Below are 19295 nucleotides of genomic sequence, written 5' to 3' on the forward strand. Positions count from 1 at the left end.
ATCATTTCAGGTCATCGGACGCTCAGGCGGCGTCGCGATCCTGGGCGGTGATATCCACCAGCTGTCCGCCGTTGATGGCGATCTTCTTGGGCTTCATCGCCTCGGGCACTTCGCGCAGCAGGTCGATCACCAGCAGGCCATCGGCCAGATCCGCCTTCTCCACCCGCACGAAGTCGGCGAGTTCGAAACGGCGTTCGAAGCTGCGGTTGGCAATGCCGACATGCAGATATTTCGAGCGGTCGGTCGCCGTGGCGTCATCCTTGCGGCCGATCACCTGGAGCAGATTCTGCTGGGCGGTGATGTCGATCTCGTCGGGACGGAAGCCTGCGACGGCCAGAGTCACACGATAGCGATCCTCCGACAGGCGCTCGATATTGAAGGGCGGATAATTGTCGCCCTGGCTCAGCCGGGCGTTGTTTTCGATCAGGTCGAACAGCCGATCGAAGCCAACGGTCGAGCGGCGATAGGGGGTCAGGTCAAAACCACGCATTGTCATCATCTCCCAAAGAGCAAAATGAACATGCCGGACCCTGAAACTGGCATCCGGCGATACGATGTCCGACCCCATATGGCGGCCGGACGCGCCTGATATGGTCTGCTCATTTTTCGGTTTCAAGAGGTCCGAAGAACGGTCCTGGGACCTTTTGTCCAATGGTCCGGTGGGCGAAGGCAGGGCAATAAAAAAGCACCCGGACCGTGTTTTCACGATCCGGGTGCTTCATGGACGATTGCTCGTCTCCCCCTTGGCCTGCCTCGACCGCTTCTTAGCCCCCTAAGCTCGAAGCGGGATGCAGTATCCCTGAACCACGGCCTTTCACCTGTGCTTCGAGTGTCTTGCTATGCCCGCAGCAGGGCCGAGTCACGGTCAAAATCGGGGGGCGATGATTTTCGGTTCGGGGCTGTGGCGGCGATGCAACAATCCGGCAATGCTTGCCGTTGGAGGCCCGCGTCCCTAGACGATGAAACAGACCATTTTTCAAAGGGCCGTTCGCGCCACATGATTCTTTCCCGTTACGAACGCATGATCGCCAAGCGCTACCTGCTGCCGGGCAAGGGAGAGGGGTTCATCTTCCTGGTCGCCGGCATCAGCCTGGCGGCGGTGATGCTGGGCGTCGCCGCACTCATCATCGTCATGAGCGTGATGAATGGTTTTCGCGCTGAACTGTTCGACAAGATCGTCGGCCTCAATGGCCATGCGGTGGTGCAGGGCTATGGCGGCCGGCTGCCGGACTGGCAGGCCGTGCTGAAGGAGGCGCGGGCGACGCCGGGCGTGACGACGGCCACCCCCATGATCGAGCAGCCGCTGGGCGCGATCTTCCAGGGCCGGTTCGAGCCGGCGCTGGTCCGGGGCATGACGGTCGCCGACATTCGCGACAACCAGACGATGAAGGGCAAGATCATCGCAGGCAGCCTGGACGCGCTGACGCCCAATGGCGGCAAGGTGGCGATCGGATCGCGCCTGGCCGAGAATATGGGGCTTCAGGTCGGCGACACGATCACCATCTATAATCCGTCCGGGCGGGCGACGCCGTTCGGCACGGTGCCGCGCGAGGTCGGCTATCAGGTCGCGGCGATCTTCGAGGTCGGCATCTATGATTATGACAAGGCCTTCGTGGTCATGCCGATCGAGGATGCCCAGACCCTGTTGCTGATGGGTGATGTCGTCAGCATGATCGAGGTCGAGACGGTCGATGCCGACCGGGTCGGCCAGATACTGGAACCGCTGGCGGGCAAGGTGGCCGGGCGCGCGGTCATCACCGACTGGCGTCAGATGAACAGTTCGCTGTTCGAGGCGCTTGCCGTCGAGCGGGTGGCGATGTTCGTGGTCCTCTCGATCATCGTGCTGGTCGCGGTGTTCAACATCCTTTCCTCGCTCATCATGCTGGTGCGCGCGAAGACCCGCGACATCGCCATCCTGCGGACGATGGGGGCGAGCCGGGCGGGACTGGTCCGCATATTCATGACCGTGGGCGTCACCATCGGCGCGCTGGGGACGGTGGCCGGCATCCTGCTGGGCTTCACCTTCCTCTTCTTCCGCCAGAGCGTGGTGAACGCCATCCAGTTCGTGACGGGGCAGAATCTTTGGGATCCATCGATCCGGTTCCTGACCGAATTACCATCCAAGGCGGACCCGGTGGAGATCGTCATCATCTGCGTCATGGCGTTGCTGTTCAGCTTCCTCGCCACGCTTTATCCGGCCTTCAAGGCGGCCAATACCGATCCCGTGCAGGTGCTGCGCTATGAATGATGTTCTGAAGGTCAGCGGCCTTACCCGCAGCTTCACCCAGGGGGGCGTCACGATCGACGTGCTTCGTGGCGTCGACCTGTCGGTCGGGCCGGGCGAGATCGTTGCGCTGCTGGGGCCGTCGGGATCGGGAAAATCGACACTGTTGCAGGCGGTGGGCCTGCTGGAAGGCGGCTTTGACGGGTCGATCCGCATCGATGGCGAGGAGGCGGCGAAGCTGGACAATGACGGGCGCACCCGGCTGCGGCGCGATGCGCTGGGCTTCGTCTACCAGTTCCACCACCTGCTGCCGGATTTCAACGCGACCGAGAATGTGATCCTGCCCCAGGTGATCCGCGATGTGGACATGCCGGCGGCGAAAGCGCGGGCCGAATCGCTGCTGACGTCGTTGGGGCTGGGGCATCGGCTGGACCATCGGCCGAGCCAGTTGTCGGGCGGCGAGCAGCAGCGCGTCGCTGTCGCCCGCGCATTGGCCAACCGGCCTGCGCTGGTGCTGGCGGACGAACCGACGGGGAACCTGGACGAGCGCACGGCCGATGTGGTGCTGGCGGAGTTTCTGCGCCTGGTGCGCGGCGAAGGGTCCGCCGCGCTGGTCGCCACCCATAATGAACGGCTGGCGGAGAAGATGGACCGTGTCGTGCGGCTGCACGAAGGGCGGCTGGAAGAAGCCGTATCAGGCGGCCTCTGAAGCGGACGGATCGCGCTCCGTCGCAAGGATGATCCGGTCGCGGCCGTTGCGCTTGGCGCGCAGCAGCGCTGCGTCGGCGGTCCGCAGAAGCCGGTCGGCCGATCCATGGTCGGGGAAGGTGGCAAGGCCGAAGGAGGCTGTCACCGGGCCCAAGGGCTTGCCCCGATGTTCGACCATCAAATTGCGAATGTCCCGCTGTACGCTATTTGCCCGCTCCAGCGCCTGATCCGGCGCGAAACCGGGCATCAGCAGCACGAATTCCTCGCCCCCCAGGCGAAAGGCATGGCCCTTTTCCCGCATGGCCTGACCCAGCACCTGCCCCACGGCCTGAAGCACGGCGTCGCCCGCATCATGGCCGAACTGGTCATTGAACTGCTTGAAATGGTCGATGTCCAGGATCAGGCAGGACAGGGGCGACTGGTGCCGCTCGGCCTGTTCGGTGTGATGTTTCAGCATCTGGTCGAAATGGCGACGATTGGCGAGGCCGGTCAGCGCATCGGCCATCGCCATTTCGCGCAGCGCATCGCGCAGGCGCAGGTTGGCGAGGGCGAGACCGATATTTTCCGCCAGCATTTCCAGATATTTCTCGCTTCGACCGACCTCGTCGGCTGACGCTTCCGGCCGTTGCTCGAGATAGAGGAGGCCGATGCTCTCGCCCTGCGCGATCAGGGGAATGCAGAGCGTCGGCGCGTCGCCGCCCTCGTCCATATGGTCGCAGCCTATGTCGATGGTCCGGCCCGCCGGTCGATGCGGCTGGCCGCGCCGCAACGCCCAACAGGCAGACGGCGGGAAATCCGGTCGGGAAAATGTGGGCGAACCCCAGGCGCAGACCTGCTGCATCAGGGCGGTGCGGCTGTCCTGGACATAGAGCCGACCAGCAAAGAGCGGGGCGATTTCGGGCGTGAAGCGGCGGACGACCTCGGCAAGGTCGGTCATGCTGTCGCAGCCCTGCAACCGCTGGGTCATACGGGACAGAAGGTCGCGCATCGCCCGATTGCGTTCCTGCTCCTGTTCGAGCCGTTGCCGTTCCAGCCCGTTTTCGCGAAAGATGCGGATCGCCTGCGCCATGTCGCCGATCTCGTCGACCTGACGCAGGTCGGGCGGGATGGCAGCATAGTCCTGCGCCGCGAGCCGGGTGACGACGTCGCTCAGCCTTACGACAGGGTGCAGGATGCGCTGCTTCAGGATGAAATAGAGCACGCACAGGAACAGGAGCGCCGTCGCGGCGAGCATGATTTCCGACATGCTGCGCCATTGACGCGCCGTTTCGGTGGCGGCCGCCACCGCCTGTTCAGTGCGGGTTTCGAGCAGATACCGAAATTTGGCGACCTGGCCGGCGATCCGGTCCATTTCACGGCCATATTCGTCGCCGAACAAAATGGCGCGGGCAGTCCGATCGTCGCCTTGTCGAGCCGCCTGGAGCGCGGCGTCCTGTTCGTCCATCAGCGCATCGGCCCAATAGAGCGCCTGTTGCAGCGCCTGGAGTTCCCCGACACGGGCGCCGGCGTTCTTCAGATACCGGACGCGATCTTCCACCGAACGCAAGGCAGCCCGTTCGCGGCGATAGACGATCAAGTGGCTGGGGTTGCCGGTGACGACGAAGCTGCGGGCCTGTTCGCTCAGGCGATAGACATCTTCTTCCAGAGAGGCGGTGAGTTGATCGAATGTGGCGCGTTGGGCAACCGCGGCGCGCTCGCGCTGTTCTGCACCCGAAGCGAGCAACATTGTCGAGCCGGACAGCAGGGTGAGGGCGACAGTGGCGCCATAGGCCCAGTTGGTGATGGTGGAAAGACGCATGGTCGCGCGAGTCTAGGGCGCAAATCTTGGGATTTGATTAACCATTGGCGCCATCCTGCTTGTCCACAGCTTTCCTGTTTCAAGGGCTAGCGGCGAATCGCCGGCCATGGGTAGAACGGGTCATGCCTCATGCCGCTTTCGTACCGCTTCGCGTCTTTTCCTCCTTCACCATGCTCGAAGGGGCGATCGATCCCAAGAAGATCGCGAAGCAGGCGCGGGCGCTGGGTTTTCCCGCTGTCGCGATCACCGATCGCAACGGGCTCTATGGCTCCATGGCCTTTTCCGACGCCTGCAAGGATGAAGGGGTGCAGCCGGTCATCGGCGCGATGCTGGGCCTGTTGCGGCCCGGCCGCCCGGCCAATGCCGCGCCGGTGCATGACTGGCTTGCGCTCTATGCGCAGGATGCGGCGGGCTATGACAATCTCTGTGCGCTGGTTTCGATGGCGCATCTCGACCGGCCGGTCGAGGAAGTGCCGCATGTGACGATCGAGGCGCTGCATGGGCGGACCGATGGGCTGATCGCCCTGACTGCGGGTGGCGAAGGAGCGCTGGCGCGGCTGTTCGCCGAAGATCAGCCCGAGGCGGCGATCGCTTATGCCGAGCGGCTGGAGGCGCTGTTTCCAGATCGGCTCTATGTCGAGCTCTGCCGGCGGCTGGACCCGGTGGAGGGCAAGGCCGAGCCGCATCTGCTCGACCTTGCCTATGATCGCAACCTGCCGCTGGTCGCGACCAACCCGACTTGCTTTGCCGAACCCGATTTCCACCGGGCGCATGACGTCATGCTGTGCATCGCCGACGGCGCCTATGTGGAAACGCCCGATCGCCGGACCAGTTCGCCCGACGCCTGGATGAAGCCGGCGGCGGAGATGAAGCGACTGTTCGAGGATCTGCCCGAGGCGCTGGCCAATACGCTGGTCGTCGCGCAGCGCTGCGCCGTGGCCGCGCCAAAGCGCAGGCCGATCCTGCCGAGCCTGGCTGGAGACATCGAGGGCGAGGCGGCCATGCTGCGGGACCAGGCCGCAGCGGGGCTGGAGGTGCGGCTGCAAAAGGCCGGCATCGTCACGGAGGAGGCGCGCCGGCCCTATTTCGAACGCCTCAAGTTCGAGACCGACATCATCATCCAGATGGGCTTTCCGGGCTATTTCCTGATCGTTGCCGACTTCATCAAATGGGCGAAAGATCATGATATTCCGGTGGGGCCGGGCCGTGGGTCCGGCGCGGGGTCGCTGGTCGCCTGGGCGCTGACCATCACCGATCTCGATCCGCTGCAACTGGGGCTGCTGTTCGAGCGCTTCCTGAACCCGGAGCGCGTGTCGATGCCCGACTTCGACATCGACTTCTGCGAAACGCGGCGGGGAGAGGTGATCCGCTACGTCCAGAATAAATATGGCGCGGACCATGTGGCTCAGATCATCACCTTCGGTAAGCTCAAGGCCCGCGCGGTGCTCAAGGATACCGGCCGCGTGCTCCAGATGAGCTATGGCCAGGTCGACCGGCTCGCCAAGCTGGTGCCCAACCATCCGACCGATCCCTGGACGCTCGAACGGTCGCTGAACGGCGTTTCCGAATTCAAGGCGGAATATGACAATGACAATCAGGTCCGCCGCCTGATCGACTATGCGATGAAGCTGGAGGGCTTCCCGCGCCACAGCTCCACCCACGCGGCGGGCGTGGTGATCGGCGACCGGCCCCTGAGCCAGCTCGTGCCGCTTTATCGCGATCCGCGATCCGACATGCCGGTGACTCAGTTCGACATGAAATATGTCGAGGGGGCGGGGCTGGTGAAGTTCGACTTCCTGGGTCTCAAGACGTTGTCGGTGTTGCAGAAGGCGGTGCAGCTGCTGGCCGCGCGGGGCGTGGCGGTCGATCTCGATACGCTCGCCTGGGATGATCCGGCGGTCTACGAACTGCTCCAGCGCGGCGACACGGTGGGCGTGTTCCAGCTGGAATCGGAAGGAATGCGTAAGACGCTGGCGGCGGTGCGGCCGACCAATTTCGGCGACATCATTGCGCTCGTGTCGCTTTATCGCCCCGGACCGATGGACAATATTCCGATGTTCGGGCGTCGCAAGAACGGGCAGGAAGAGATTGAATATCCGCACATATTGCTGAAGCCGATCCTCGAAGAAACCTATGGCATCTTCGTCTATCAGGAACAGGTGATGCAGGCGGCGCAGATACTGGCGGGCTATTCGCTGGGCGACGCCGACCTGCTGCGCCGCGCCATGGGCAAGAAGGTGCAGGCGGAGATGGACGCGCAGCGGTCCCGCTTCGTCGAGGGGTGCGCGGAAAAGAGCGATATCCCGGCCGCCAAGGCGAATGAACTGTTCGACTTGATCGACAAGTTCGCGGGCTATGGCTTTAACAAGTCACACGCGGCGGCCTATGCGCTGCTCGCCTATCAGACCGCCTGGCTGAAGGCCCATTATCCGGCGGAATTCTATGCCGGGTCGATGGCCTTCGACATTCATCTGACCGACAAGCTGACCATCTTCGTCGACGATATGCGGCGCATGGGGCTGTCCTGCCTGCCTCCTGACATCAATCGCAGCCTGGCGGATTTCTCCGTAGAGCCGGTGCCGCATGAAGGGGATGACAAGCGATTGGGCTTCGCCGTGCGCTATGCGCTGGGCGGGCTGAAAGGCGTGGGCGAGAAGGCGATGGAGCAACTGGTTGCCGAGCGCGAGGCGGCCGGGCCGTTCAAGTCGCTCGACGATTTCGCCGACCGGATCGAACCCCGCCTGCTCAATCGGCGGCAGCTGGAAAGCCTGGCCGCGGCGGGCGCGTTCGACGGCATCCATGCCGACCGGGCGGGCGTCCATGCGGCGGCGGAGACCATCCTGTCGGTGGCGGCCAGCAATGCGCAGGCGCGCGAAAGCGGGCAGGGCGGCCTGTTCGGCGACGTCGAGACGCCGCACGCCGACGTGCGTATTCCGCCGCACCAGGCCTGGACCGTGGCGGATCGCATGGCGCAGGAGAAGGAGGCGTTCGGCTTCTATTTCTCGGCCCATCCGGTCGATCGCTACAAGCATCTGGCCGATGCGCGCGGCGCGCGCAGCTATGGCGCCATCTGCCAGGCGCCGATGGGCACGCCCAATGCGGAAGGCCGGGTGATGACGATCATGGCCGCGATGGTCGAGGATGTGCGCTGGCGCGAGACGCGGCGCGGCGCGCGCTACGCCAATGCGACCTTTTCCGACCAGAGCGGGCAGTTCCAGGCGAGCTGTTTCGACGAGGACGCGTGCAAGGCGATCGAGGAACTGGTGACTGACGGCGACTGTGCGCTGCTGGTGGTGGAGCTGGATCGGCTGCCGGGCGAGGAAACGCCGCGCGTCACCGTGCGCGGGGTCGAGCCATTCCGCCAGATCGCCAGTGCATCCCGCATGGAGCTGACCGTCGATGTCGAGACGCCGCAGGCGGTTGCGTCGCTGGCGGCGCTGCTTGCGGGCGCCGACGGTGGCCGCAGCGAGGTGTTCCTGCGCGCGCCGGTGGGTGGCGGACAGGCGGCGCGCGTGTTTCTGGGCGACCGTTACAGTCTGGGCGCGGACCAGGTCGATGCGATTGCGACCATCGCGGGCCTGTCGATCCATCGGTTCGAGCGGATGGACGTGAAAGCGGACGGCTATCGCACGCGCACGCGGCGGTCGGGGATGCGGCTGGTGGGGTGATGGCGCGAGGCAGGTGTGACCAGACGCGGGCTGTCATGGAACGGGAAGCGGTCAGTCCGCCAGCCATCCTTTTCGTCGTCCCTGCGCAGGCGGGAACCCATCTCCTGGCCTCGCGTCCCGCGCCACGCTGGGGAGATGGATCCCCGCCTTCGCGGGGATGACGGACGAGTTTCCGCTGTTCTTTCTGTCAGGTCGATCTCCCATCCCACTCACAACAGCCGCATCTGCGCGCCTTCGGGCGGGCGGAAAAGGTCGGAGCGGAGGGTCAGAGGCTCTCCGCCCAGCCCCGCTTGGCGGCGGGCGCGCCGGAAGCGGGTGCGGATCAGGTCGGCCCAGACGCCTTGCCCCTTCATTCGGCTGCCGAAGTTGGGATCATTGTCGCGGCCGCCCCTTATGTCGCGGATCATCGCCATCACCTTGCCCGCGCGTTCGGGATAATGTTCGGCCAGCCAGGCGCGGAAGAGCGGGGCGACCTCGTGCGGCAGGCGGACGAGGATATAGTTGACGTCGCGGGCGCCAGCGGCGGCGACGCGCGCGACGACGCTTTCAATCTCATGGTCGTTGATGGCGGGGACGATGGGCGACATGTTCGCCGACACGGGTATGCCCGCCTCCGCCAGCCGCGCGATCGCAGCAACGCGGCGGTCGGGATGCGGCGCGCGCGGTTCGAGCGTGCGGGCAATCTTTGGGTCGAGTGATGTCACGGAGATCATCACCGCCACCAGATTGTCGCGCGCAAGGTCGGCGAGCAGGTCGATGTCGCGCAGGATGCGGTCGGATTTGGTAGTAATGAAAGTCGGGTGGCGGGTTTCGGCCAGCACCTCCAGCACCTCCCGGGTGATCCGCCAATCCTTCTCGATCGGCTGATAGGGATCGGTGTTGGTGCCCATGGCGATCGGGCTGGCGACATGGCCTTTCTTCATAAGTTCAGTCCGCAGGAGCCTCGCGGCGTCGGGTTTGGCGAACAGCTTCGTTTCGAAATCCAGACCCGGCGACAGATCGTGGTAGGCATGGGTGGGACGCGCGAAGCAGTAGATGCAGCCATGCTCGGAGCCTCGATAGGCGTTGATCGACTGACTAAAGGCGATGTCAGGGGATTGGTTACGGGCGATGATAGTGCGGGGATGTTCGACCGATACCTCCGTGCGTAGGCGCGGCGCTTCCCCGTCGATCGCTTCGGACGCATCCAGCCAGTCGCCATCGGCCTGCCGTTCGGGCAGGTTGAAGCGTCGGCTTTCGCCGTTCGATGTTGCACCTCGGCCCTTGTGCGCAGTCATGGAACAACAATAGAACAAACAAAGAACATTGGCAAGTGAGCCAGAGTTCAGCCGGCGCTTTCCCGCTGCGGGCGATCGTGCAGTCCCGACCGGTAGCCGCCGATTTCCGGCGCGACGAAGCGGATATTCTGTTCGCGCAGGCTGGCCGCGGCATCATCGTAGAAGAAGGGCAGGAAGGCGTAGCGGCGGCCGCGCGTCACCGGTAAGGCTTCATGTAGCAGCGAACAGGAAAATATCAGCGCGCCGCCGGTGGGGGCGCGGTAGCTGCGGGCACCAAATTCGGGAAAGCGCAGTTCGCCGCCGTCGAACTCCTCGGCATTGAGGTTGACGGTGCAGGCGAAGCGGCGATGGGCGGTGCCCTTGGTCGTGTTGTCCCGATGCGGCCGGAAATAACCGCCCTCCTGCGCGTCGTAGCAGGCGATCAGAAACCGTTCGACGCGCGTTACGTCGAACTGGAAGGCGCGCTGGATCATGGGACGCAGCGTCTGGCCCATGCGCGCCTTGAGATGATCGATCAACGCCGTGTCCTGGATTACGAGATCGCGTCGCTTCTTGTGCGTGTGATCGACCTTCAGGACGGTGATCCCATTCTCTTCCCGCATGAATCCAGAATCCTCTCCGCCCTGCTGCGCGTGCAGCGCGATCATCCGGCGGCAGAGGTCAGGGGAGAAAATGTCGGGCACGACAAGGACCGGGGCGTCGATGTCGGGCCGGAGCGGCGGCCTGTCGCGCAGCATGGCGATCAGCCCGTCTCCTTCGGCGAGGGACGCGACGTGGCGGACACGCATCATCGGGTCGATCAGCAGCCAATGGGGATGATAGGCCCGCTGCCCGTCCCGACCCCGGAGCGCGCCGAACTGCGCTGAGATCGCGCCATCATAGTCCAGGAACCAGCGTATGCCCGGCAGGCTTTGCGCGATCCGTCCTTGCGCAGCATCCAGCGGGTCCATCGTCACCCCGAAGAAGCAGGCGCCCTCGTCATCGAACATCGCGCGGTGGCGCGCCACCAGGTCCAGCGCGTCCTGGCTGCCCGCCGCTGTCCCGCTGCCCATCAGGAGCATCACGATCCAACGGCCGCCCACGCTGCTGAAGGCGTAGTTGGGATTGCCGTCCAGCGCCGCGCCATGGAACCAGGGCGCCACCTCTCCCGGATTGAGCTGACGTGTCATGCCGGGAGATTGCGTCGGACGGGGCGGTCCTGCAAGGGGGCTTCGCCGGCGAATAATGGCTACCACTGGCGGGATGGCGTCCCTATACCCGATCCATGGCATCGACCCAGAAGCACAAGAAACCCGCAAAGGTCCGGCCCGCCGGCTTCCCCTCCCGTGATCAGATCATGGCGTTCATCGCCGAGTCCGACACGCCCGCCGGCAAGCGCGAGATCGGCAAGGCGTTCGGCCTGAAGGGGCAGGAGAAGATCGCGCTCAAGGCGCTGCTCAAGGACATGGCGGACGAAGGGCTGATCGACATCGGCCCGGCGCGCGCCTTTCACAAGATGGGCGGCGTGCCGAAGGTGACGGTGCTGCGGATCGTCGATGTCGATGACACGACCCTGATCGCCACGCCCGAACGGTGGGAAGCGGAAGGCCAGCCCGCGCCGAGACTGCGCGTGGTGGAACGCGGCAAACGCGGGGCGCTGACGATCGGCGACCGCATCCTTGCCCGGACCGAGGAGGCGGGGCGCGGCTGGATCGCACATCCGATGAAGAAGCTCGCCAAGGCCAGCGAGGAATTGCTTGGCGTGGTCGAGGAGATGGCCGACGGCAAGCTGTGGCTGCGGCCGGTGGACAAGCGCATTCGCAAGGATACGCCGATCAGCGACGCCGGCACGGCGAAGCCCGGCGATCTGGTACTGGCCGAACCGCATGGGCGGCCGCCGCGCATTTCGGCGCGGGTGACGGATATTCTCGGCGATCCCTTTGCGCCGCGCAGCTTCAGCCTGATCGCGATCCACAAGCATGGCATCCCCCATGTGTTCCCCGAGCGAGTGGAGGAGGAGGCCGTGAAGGCGTCCGCCCTGCCGCTGCATGAGGAAAAGCGTGAGGATCTGCGCCATCTGCCGATCGTGGCGATCGACCCGGTCGATGCGCGCGATCATGACGACGCCGTCTGGGCCGCGCCCGACGAAGATGGTGCCAATCCGGGCGGTTTCAAGGCGATCGTCGCCATTGCCGACGTCAGCTATTATGTCCGCCCCGGCAGCGCGCTCGACAAGGAAGCGAGGAAGCGGGGCAACAGCGTCTATTTCCCCGACCTGGTCGTGCCGATGCTGCCGCATCAGCTTTCGTCCGACATGTGTTCGCTGCGCGCGGGTCAGGACCGGGCGGCAATGGCGTGCCACCTCACCATCAACGCGCAGGGCAAGGTGACGGCCTGGCGCTTCACGCGGGCGGTGATCCGCGTGGCGGCCGTGCTGGCCTATGAGGATGCGCAGGCGGCGATAAATGGCGAAAAGGATCATGAATTGCTGGAGCCGGCGCTGCGGCCGCTCTGGGCCTGCTGGGCGCTGCTGCACAAGGCGCGGGCGGCGCGCGATCCGCTGGCGCTGGACCTGCCCGAACGGCGGGTCGTGCTGGACGAGCATGGCAAGATCGTGAGCGTCGCCGTGCGCGAGCGGCTCGACGCGCATATGGTGATCGAGGACTATATGATTGCCGCCAATGTCGCGGCGGCCAAGGCGCTGGAGCAGAAGAAGGCGCCGGTCATGTATCGCGTCCATGAACCGCCGAGCCGCGACAAGCTGGTGGCGCTCAAGGAATATCTGGCGACGTTCGACATCAGCTTCGCGCTGGGACAGGTGGTGAAGCCCTCGACCTTCAACCAGCTGATCGCGAAGATCGGTGAGGCGGAGGAAAAGCCCCAGATCATGGAGCAGATCCTGCGCAGCCAGACGCAGGCCTATTACAGTCCCCAGAATATGGGGCATTTCGGCCTGGCGCTGGGCAGCTACGCCCATTTTACCTCGCCCATTCGCCGCTATGCTGACCTGCTGGTGCATCGGGCGCTGGTGGGCGCCCATGGCCTGGAACTCCCCGCGCCCAAGGGCGGGGTGATCCCCGATCGCTCCTCGCTCAGCCAGGAGGATTATGAGAATATGGGTCGGGTCGGCGAAATGATCTCCGGCCATGAACGGCGCGCGATGGAAGCGGAACGGGAGACGATCGACCGCTATGTCGCGGCGTTCCTGTCGGCGCATGTCGGCGAACTGGTGAAGGCGCGGATCACCGGGGTGCAGAATTTCGGCTTCTTCGCCACGGTCGAGGGGCTGGGCGGCGACGGGCTGGTGCCGGTGTCGACGCTGGGTGCGGAGCGATTTTTCTATGACGAGGCGGGCCGGGCGCTGGAGGGCGTGGAGAGCGGCGATCGCTACACCGTCGGCCAGCGGCTGGAGTTACGGCTGGCGGAGGCGGACCCGATCAATGGCGCGCTGCGCTTCGAACTGCCCGATGCGCCTAGCCCGCGCGGAGGACCGATGAAGCGGGATCGCACGCGGCCGGGGATCAAGCGCGGGCGGCCCGCCAATATCCGGCATATCGGGGCGAAGCGGGGGAAGCATAAAAGATAGAAGCCCGCCCTAACCCTTGCCGTCATTCCCGCGAAAGCGGGAACCGATCTCCGCCATCGCACCAAGCAGAACGCTCAGGAGATGGATAGCCGCCTCCGCGGGGAAGGCCGCTTCCAAAAATTCAGCTCAGCCGGTCGATCGCGTCGGCGTCCAGGCCGCCCGGGATGATCATGATCGGGCAGGGCAGCTTGCCCGCGTCCGCGCCTGCGAAGTGGGTCACCAGCTTGCCCGGATTGCCGCTGGCGGCTGCACCCAGCACCAGGGCGGCGACATCGTCCATTTCCTCCAGCGTCTTGCGCACGACCGCCACGGCTTCGCCCTGACGCACGGTGATGCTGGGGCGGATGCCCGATTCGTCGGTCAGCGTGCCTGCGGCGCTGGTCACGAGCGCCTCGGCCCGTTGCAGCGCCTCATCCTCCATCGTCGCCTGTACGCCGCCCCACTGGACGAACTCCGCCGGCGGGATCAGCGCCAGGATGCGGACCGCGCCGCCCGTCTTGGAGGCGCGCCGCGCGGCGAAGCGCAGCGCGGTTTCGGCCTCCGGCGATTCGTCCACGACAACCAGATATGTCCGCACTTCTTATCGCCCCCGCGTTGAACTGATGGCCCGGACGGTCGGGAAAAACACGCCAACGAACCAGTGAGGTGAAATGTGGGGGATAAATCCGGCTTCCGCAAGCGCTCGCTTGACCGATCCGGCGAATGGGTGGAAACGGGGCACCAAATGGCGCGTGCCGCATAATCAAGAAGAGGCCCCGAACGCATGAGCAAGACGATCCAGATGCCCGCTTTGTCCCCGACCATGGAGGAAGGGACGCTGGCCAAGTGGCTGGTCAAGGAGGGCGACACGGTGTCGTCGGGCGACCTGCTCGCGGAGATCGAAACCGACAAGGCGACGATGGAGTTCGAGGCGGTGGATGAAGGCGTGGTCGCCAAGATCCTGGTCGCCGAAGGGTCCGAAGGCGTAAAGGTCGGCACCGTCATCGCCATCATCGCCGAAGAGGGTGAGGATGTTGCGGCCGCTGCCGCTGGTGGCGGCGCCCCCGCGCCGAAGGCCGACCCCATTCCCGCCAAGTCGGAAGCCGAGGCACCCGCGGCGAAGGCGGATGTGATCCCCGCCAAGGCGCCTCCCGCTGCGGCCGACAATCGCGTGAAGGCAAGCCCGCTGGCGCGCCGCCTGGCCGAGGCGAAGGGCGTCGACCTGTCGGCCGTGGCCGGCTCCGGTCCCAATGGCCGCGTCGTGAAGGCCGACCTTGAGGGCGCTGCTCCGGCGGCCAAGCCGGCTACGCCTGCCACCGCCGCGCCGGCTCCCGCGGCGTCTGCCTCCACGCCGGCTCCGGTCGCTGCCGCCGCGCAGGATTTCGGCATCCCGCACGAGGTCATCAAGCTCAGCGGTATGCGCAAGACGATCGCGCGCCGCCTGACCGAATCCAAGCAGCAGGTGCCGCACATCTACCTGACGGTGGACGTGCAGCTCGACAAGCTGCTGAAGCTGCGCAGCGAATTGAACGCCGGTCTGGCCAGCCGCAACGTCAAGCTGTCGGTCAACGACCTGCTGATCAAGGCGCTCGGCGTGGCGCTGATCCAGGTGCCCGAATGCAACGTGCAGTTCGCGGGCGACCAGATGCTTGCATTCAAACGTGCCGACATCAGCGTCGCCGTGTCGATCCCCGGCGGCCTCATCACCCCGATCGTGACGGGCGCCGACAGCATGGGCGTGGCCGCGATCTCGACCGCGATGAAGGATCTGGCCGCCCGCGCCAAGGACGGCAAGCTCGCGCCGCAGGAATATCAGGGCGGCACCGCATCGCTGTCCAACATGGGCATGTTCGGCATCAAGCAGTTCGAAGCGGTCATCAACCCGCCCCAGGGCATGATCATGGCGATCGGCGCGGGAGACCGTCGACCCTATGTGGTCGATGACTCGCTTCAGATCGCGACCGTCATGTCGGCGACCGGCAGCTTCGACCATCGCGCGATCGACGGCGCCGATGGCGCCCGCCTGATGAAGGCGTTCAAGGAATTGGTCGAAAACCCGATCGGTATGCTGGCCTGATGGCTGCGCCCGACGAGCAGCCGCCGGCCGAAAGCCCGGCGGTGCGCGTCATCGCCATGCCCGCCGATACCAATCCCCATGGGGATATTTTCGGCGGCTGGCTGATGAGCCTGATGGACTCGGCGGCCGGCTCCGTCGCGGCCCGCTACAGCCATGGCCGCGCCGTCACCATTGCGGTGGAGGGCATGTCCTTCCTGCGCCCGGTCATCGTCGGCGATGAGGTATCGGTGTTCGCAACCCTCAATTCCGTCGGGCGCACGTCGATGAAGATCGACGTAGAAGCATGGCGCCGTGCGCGCCATGACGACCGCAGCTATCGTGTCACCCGCGCGACCTTCACCTTCGTGGCGATCGGAGAGGATCGCCAGCCCCGTTCCGTGCCGCCCCTCCCGACCCATTCCGGGCCGGCGGAATAAGACAAGAGAGACTGACCATGGCTGAGAATTACGATGTCATCGTTCTGGGCTCCGGCCCCGGCGGCTATGTCGCCGCGATCCGCGCCGCCCAGTTGGGGCTGAAGACCGCGATCGTCGAGCGCGAAAATCTGGGCGGCATCTGCCTCAACTGGGGCTGCATCCCCACCAAAGCGCTGCTGCGCTCCGCGGAAATCTTCCATTATATGCAGCACGCCAAGGATTATGGCCTGGCGGCCGAGAAGATCAGCGCCGATATAGAGGCGGTGGTGAAGCGCTCGCGCGGCGTCGCCAAGCAGCTCAATCAGGGCGTCACGCACCTGATGAAGAAAAACAAGATCAGCGTCCACATGGGCGACGGCAAGCTGACCGGAAAGGGCAAGCTGAGCGTCACCAAGGATGGCAAGACCGAAGAACTGACGGCGAAGCACATCATCATCGCGACCGGCGCCCGCGCCCGCGATCTGCCGCAGCTCAAGGCCGACGGCAAGCGTGTATGGACCTATCGCCACGCCATGACGCCGCCGGAAATGCCGACGAAGCTGCTGGTCATCGGATCGGGCGCGATCGGAATCGAGTTCGCCAGCTTCTACAACGACATGGGCGCGGACGTGACCGTCGTGGAAATGATGGATCGCATCGTTCCCGTCGAGGACGCGGATGTCTCCGCCTTCCTTGAAAAGGCGGTGAAGAAGCAGGGCATGACCATCATGACCGGCGCCAAGATCGAGAAGATCGCGACCGGCGACAAGGGCGTGACCGCGACGATCAAGGGCAAGGACGGCAAGGATGTCACGGCCGAATACAGCCATGTCATCGTCGCCATCGGCATCGTCCCCAATGTCGAAAATCTGGGGCTGGAAGATGTCGGCATCGAGCCGGACCAGCGCTTCCACATCAAGACCGACGCCTATGGCCGGACCAATGTCGACGGCTTCTGGGCGATCGGCGACGTGACCGCGCCGCCATGGTTGGCGCACAAGGCGAGCCATGAGGGCGTGATCGTCGCCGAAGCCATCGCGCAGGCGCTGGGCAACAAGGATGTCCATCCCCATGCCATGGACGTGCGCAATATTCCGGGCTGCACCTATTGCCATCCGCAGATCGCGTCGGTCGGCTTGACCGAGGCTAAGGCCAAGGAGGCCGGCTATGAAGTGAAGGTCGGCATGTTCCCCTTCATCGGCAATGGCAAGGCGATCGCGCTGGGCGAGGCCGAAGGCTTCACCAAGACCGTGTTCGACGCCAAGACCGGCGAATTGCTGGGCGCCCACATGATCGGTGCGGAAGTGACCGAGATGATCCAGGGTTATACCATCGGCAAGACGCTGGAGACGACCGAGGCGGAACTGATGCACACGGTCTTCCCGCATCCGACGATTTCCGAATCGATGCACGAAAGCGTGCTCGCGGCCTATGGCCGTGCGCTTCATATCTGATCGACGCATAACGCTGGTGAAAGGCGCGGGGGCTTTGGCTCTCGCGCTTTTTTGCGTGCTCGGGATCGCGCTGTTGCAGCGTGCGGGGTGGCTCGACGGACTGAACGCTGGGCTGATGATGGCCGCCGGCCAGGCGCGGGAGAGCGGTGCCGGGCAGTATGTCACCGTCCTGATGCGGATGGCGTCGGCGATCGGAGGGACCGTGGGGCGACTGCTGCTGCTGGCGCTGGTGCTGACGCCCCTGCTGTGGACCGGGCGGCGCACGGCGGCGCTGTGGCTGGCCACGACGATCGCGGGCGGGACCGTCCTCAACCTTTTGCTGAAGCAGGTCTTTGCCGCGCCCCGGCCGGACTTGCTGCCGCACCTGGACATCGTCCACACCTACAGCTTTCCCAGCGGCCACGCGGCGGGCAACATGATGGTCTTCGGCGCGCTGGCAATGCTGGCCGGGCGGCGCCGGGTCTATGGCGCGGCCGCCGCGATCATCGCGCTGATCGGGGTCAGCCGGGTGTGGCTGGGCGTCCATTGGCCCAGCGATGTAACCGCCGGCTGGATCGAGGGGCTGGGCTGGCTCGCCTTCTGTTCGGTCTGGCTACCAGCGGGGAGAGGGGAGGAGCAGCGCGCGACCGATGCCCTCATGCGGCGGCATCCCGTCGCGGGTGATGAAGCCATGGACCCAGAAGCTGTCGAAGGCCGTGGCGGCAGCGACCAAGGTTAGCGTTATGGCCGTCAGCAGGAGAAGACGCGGCGCGCCCCGCACCGGCTGATCGGGCGACAGGGCCAGCAATAGCAGCGGCAGGAGGGGCAGAAAGTAGCGCCCTTGTGTTCCCTGGATATAGTCGGCGCCGAGCGGCGTTCCGGTCAGATACATGGCGGTTTCGACGAGCAGCGCCCCGCCCGCCGCGACCGCCAGCCACCAGAGCCGCTGGCCGATGCCGAAGCGCGCGCCCGACCCGCTCGCCACGCCAGCGCCCAGCATCAGCGCAGCCAGCGGATAGGCGAGCAAGGGCAGCAGGATGGCGTTCCAGCCGAAGCGGCCGACGATCTGGAGCGCATAGACGGGCGCGCGCTCGATCACGCTGCTTGTCAGGATGCGCGCATAGGCCGCAGGATCGGCCACCATGATGGCGAGTTGATCGCGCAGCGGCGCGGTCATCATCGTTTCGCCGGTCTTGCGGGACTGGATATGATAGAGCGCCTGGCTGCCGCCGGAATAGTGCATCCAGCCGATGAAGGCGACCGCGCCCAGCGCCATTGCGCCCAGCATCAGCCATGGACGGCGATCGCCCGTCCAGCGCAGGCCTGCCGCTATCAGCGGCAGATAGACGCCCTTGCACAGCGCAAGCACCGGCGCGGTTACGACCAGCGCCGCCGATCGCGTCGGCGGGGCGCCCATGAAGCCGGTGCGTAGCGCCAGCGCGAGGCCGAGGAAGCCAAGACCGTTGATGACGGAATCGGGTGACAGCGAGCCGGTTTGATAGGCGAAGGTCGGAAGCAGCGCGGTCGCCAGCATGGCATTGCGGCCAAAGGGCAACAGCGCGAGCGAAGCGATCAGCAACATCAGGCCCGTCACCGCATTGACCAGCCGCCCGACAAAGAAGGCGTCGATCCACGGCAGCGCCAGCGTCCGGCCGATCGTCAGGCCCGCCGCGCCCGGTGCGTAGAGGCTGGGGGCATAGCTGGCGACATTGGGGAAGTCGGCGAAGGCCGTGCCGGCGCGCGCGGGATCGGCAGCGGCGCTGCGGGTCAACTGGTCGCGCTCGAACCGACGGGGCGTTGGCGGCACGTCGGTCGGAAAATCGACGGCGTGGATGTCGAGCGCCGCTCGCGGCAGGTCGGCGCCGATCGCCTCGCCGCGCTGCTCGGTCAGGATATTGCCCTGCGCCAGCGAGAGCGCCTTCATATAATGCTGATTCTCGTCGGGTGCCTGAAAGGGCGGCGTCACGATCGCGAAAAACAGGGTGGCCACGCAGACGATAGCCAGCAGCAGCTTTTCGACACCGCTCCAAGGCGCAGCGAACAGCATGTCCGCGCTGCCATATCGTCGCATCGATTGTCGTTCGTTCCGCATCGCCCGCCATGCCCAACAGGACGGTTCACGCCCAGCTTTTTCCGAGGCCATGCTATGCGCGCAGAGACTTAATATTTCG

The 19295-nt window shown here is 65.3% G+C and carries 13 protein-coding genes and 1 pseudogene; 8 read left to right on the plus strand and 6 right to left on the minus strand.

Going from position 1 to position 19295, the window contains the following annotated elements:
- Positions 1-22: 22 nt before the first annotated feature.
- Positions 23-490, minus strand: coding sequence for an Hsp20 family protein (locus tag A7Q26_RS10625; RefSeq protein WP_066859501.1), 468 nt, complete (start codon positions 488-490; stop codon positions 23-25).
- 507 nt (positions 491-997) lie between these two features.
- Between A7Q26_RS10625 and A7Q26_RS10630 the strand changes: the two genes are divergently transcribed.
- Both A7Q26_RS10630 and A7Q26_RS10635 read left to right on the plus strand, forming a co-directional pair.
- Positions 998-2248 (plus strand): lipoprotein-releasing ABC transporter permease subunit, encoded by a 1251-nt coding sequence (locus tag A7Q26_RS10630; RefSeq protein WP_066859337.1) that lies wholly within the window; start codon positions 998-1000, stop codon positions 2246-2248.
- Positions 2241-2933, plus strand: coding sequence for an ABC transporter ATP-binding protein (locus A7Q26_RS10635; RefSeq protein WP_066859338.1), 693 nt, complete (start codon positions 2241-2243; stop codon positions 2931-2933). The genes A7Q26_RS10630 and A7Q26_RS10635 overlap by 8 nt, the downstream gene beginning before the upstream one ends.
- On the opposite strand, the gene A7Q26_RS10640 is transcribed toward A7Q26_RS10635, so the two are convergent.
- Complete coding sequence (locus tag A7Q26_RS10640) at positions 2919-4730, minus strand: diguanylate cyclase (protein WP_066859339.1); 1812 nt, start codon at positions 4728-4730, stop codon at positions 2919-2921. The two genes, A7Q26_RS10635 and A7Q26_RS10640, sit on opposite strands and share 15 nt — an antisense overlap.
- A gap of 122 nt (positions 4731-4852) precedes the next feature.
- On the opposite strand from A7Q26_RS10640, the gene dnaE reads away from it, so the two are divergent.
- Positions 4853-8398 carry a DNA polymerase III subunit alpha gene (gene dnaE / locus A7Q26_RS10645; RefSeq protein ID WP_066859340.1) on the plus strand — a complete coding sequence of 1182 codons (3546 nt, stop codon included), beginning with the start codon at positions 4853-4855 and terminating at the stop codon, positions 8396-8398.
- 209 nt (positions 8399-8607) lie between these two features.
- On the opposite strand, the gene A7Q26_RS10650 is transcribed toward dnaE, so the two are convergent.
- Both A7Q26_RS10650 and A7Q26_RS10655 read right to left on the minus strand, forming a co-directional pair.
- Positions 8608-9675, minus strand: coding sequence for a PA0069 family radical SAM protein (locus tag A7Q26_RS10650; protein ID WP_066859341.1), 1068 nt, complete (start codon positions 9673-9675; stop codon positions 8608-8610).
- A gap of 47 nt (positions 9676-9722) precedes the next feature.
- Complete coding sequence (locus tag A7Q26_RS10655) at positions 9723-10844, minus strand: 2OG-Fe(II) oxygenase (RefSeq protein WP_066859342.1); 1122 nt, start codon at positions 10842-10844, stop codon at positions 9723-9725.
- A 95-nt stretch (positions 10845-10939) separates the two neighbouring features.
- Here A7Q26_RS10655 and rnr point away from each other — a divergent pair, with 95 nt between their 5' ends.
- Positions 10940-13240, plus strand: a complete 2301-nt coding sequence (rnr, locus tag A7Q26_RS10660) for a ribonuclease R (protein WP_066859343.1) — start codon at positions 10940-10942, stop codon at positions 13238-13240.
- A 121-nt stretch (positions 13241-13361) separates the two neighbouring features.
- Here the strand turns inward: rnr and A7Q26_RS10665 are convergent, their stop codons facing one another.
- Complete coding sequence (locus A7Q26_RS10665; RefSeq protein WP_066859344.1) at positions 13362-13817, minus strand: universal stress protein; 456 nt, start codon at positions 13815-13817, stop codon at positions 13362-13364.
- Positions 13818-14003: 186 nt separating this feature from the next.
- Between A7Q26_RS10665 and A7Q26_RS10670 the strand changes: the two genes are divergently transcribed.
- From A7Q26_RS10670 to A7Q26_RS26225, 4 genes and pseudogenes are all read left to right on the plus strand, one after another.
- A complete protein-coding gene (locus A7Q26_RS10670; RefSeq protein WP_066859345.1) occupies positions 14004-15296 on the plus strand; it encodes a pyruvate dehydrogenase complex dihydrolipoamide acetyltransferase in 1293 nt (430 codons plus the stop codon).
- On the plus strand, positions 15296-15712 hold the full coding sequence (locus A7Q26_RS10675) for an acyl-CoA thioesterase (protein ID WP_066859346.1): 417 nt from the start codon (positions 15296-15298) through the stop codon (positions 15710-15712). The genes A7Q26_RS10670 and A7Q26_RS10675 overlap by 1 nt, the downstream gene beginning before the upstream one ends.
- A 17-nt stretch (positions 15713-15729) precedes the next feature.
- Entirely contained in the window at positions 15730-17145 is a 1416-nt protein-coding gene (gene lpdA / locus A7Q26_RS10680) for a dihydrolipoyl dehydrogenase (RefSeq protein WP_066859347.1), read from the plus strand.
- A 178-nt stretch (positions 17146-17323) separates the two neighbouring features.
- Positions 17324-17698: pseudogene (locus A7Q26_RS26225) on the plus strand (phosphatase PAP2 family protein); the annotation flags it as partial.
- A gap of 39 nt (positions 17699-17737) precedes the next feature.
- Here the strand turns inward: A7Q26_RS26225 and A7Q26_RS25880 are convergent.
- A complete protein-coding gene (locus A7Q26_RS25880; protein ID WP_066859348.1) occupies positions 17738-19216 on the minus strand; it encodes a DUF2142 domain-containing protein in 1479 nt (492 codons plus the stop codon).
- Positions 19217-19295: the final 79 nt, after the last annotated feature.

The organism is Sphingobium sp. TCM1, assembly GCF_001650725.1.
Classification (GTDB): domain Bacteria; phylum Pseudomonadota; class Alphaproteobacteria; order Sphingomonadales; family Sphingomonadaceae; genus Sphingobium.

Coding starts and splice junctions, on each gene's coding strand:
- A7Q26_RS10635 (WP_066859338.1), top strand. CDS start 2,241: ATGAATGATGTTCTGAAGGTCAGCGGCCTTACCCGCAGCTTCACCCAG.
- rnr (WP_066859343.1), top strand. CDS start 10,940: ATGGCATCGACCCAGAAGCACAAGAAACCCGCAAAGGTCCGGCCCGCC.
- lpdA (WP_066859347.1), top strand. CDS start 15,730: ATGGCTGAGAATTACGATGTCATCGTTCTGGGCTCCGGCCCCGGCGGC.
- A7Q26_RS10675 (WP_066859346.1), top strand. CDS start 15,296: ATGGCTGCGCCCGACGAGCAGCCGCCGGCCGAAAGCCCGGCGGTGCGC.
- A7Q26_RS10670 (WP_066859345.1), top strand. CDS start 14,004: ATGAGCAAGACGATCCAGATGCCCGCTTTGTCCCCGACCATGGAGGAA.
- A7Q26_RS10650 (WP_066859341.1), bottom strand. CDS start 9,675: ATGACTGCGCACAAGGGCCGAGGTGCAACATCGAACGGCGAAAGCCGA.
- A7Q26_RS10655 (WP_066859342.1), bottom strand. CDS start 10,844: ATGACACGTCAGCTCAATCCGGGAGAGGTGGCGCCCTGGTTCCATGGC.
- dnaE (WP_066859340.1), top strand. CDS start 4,853: ATGCCTCATGCCGCTTTCGTACCGCTTCGCGTCTTTTCCTCCTTCACC.
- A7Q26_RS25880 (WP_066859348.1), bottom strand. CDS start 19,216: ATGCGGAACGAACGACAATCGATGCGACGATATGGCAGCGCGGACATG.
- A7Q26_RS10625 (WP_066859501.1), bottom strand. CDS start 490: ATGCGTGGTTTTGACCTGACCCCCTATCGCCGCTCGACCGTTGGCTTC.
- A7Q26_RS10640 (WP_066859339.1), bottom strand. CDS start 4,730: ATGCGTCTTTCCACCATCACCAACTGGGCCTATGGCGCCACTGTCGCC.
- A7Q26_RS10630 (WP_066859337.1), top strand. CDS start 998: ATGATTCTTTCCCGTTACGAACGCATGATCGCCAAGCGCTACCTGCTG.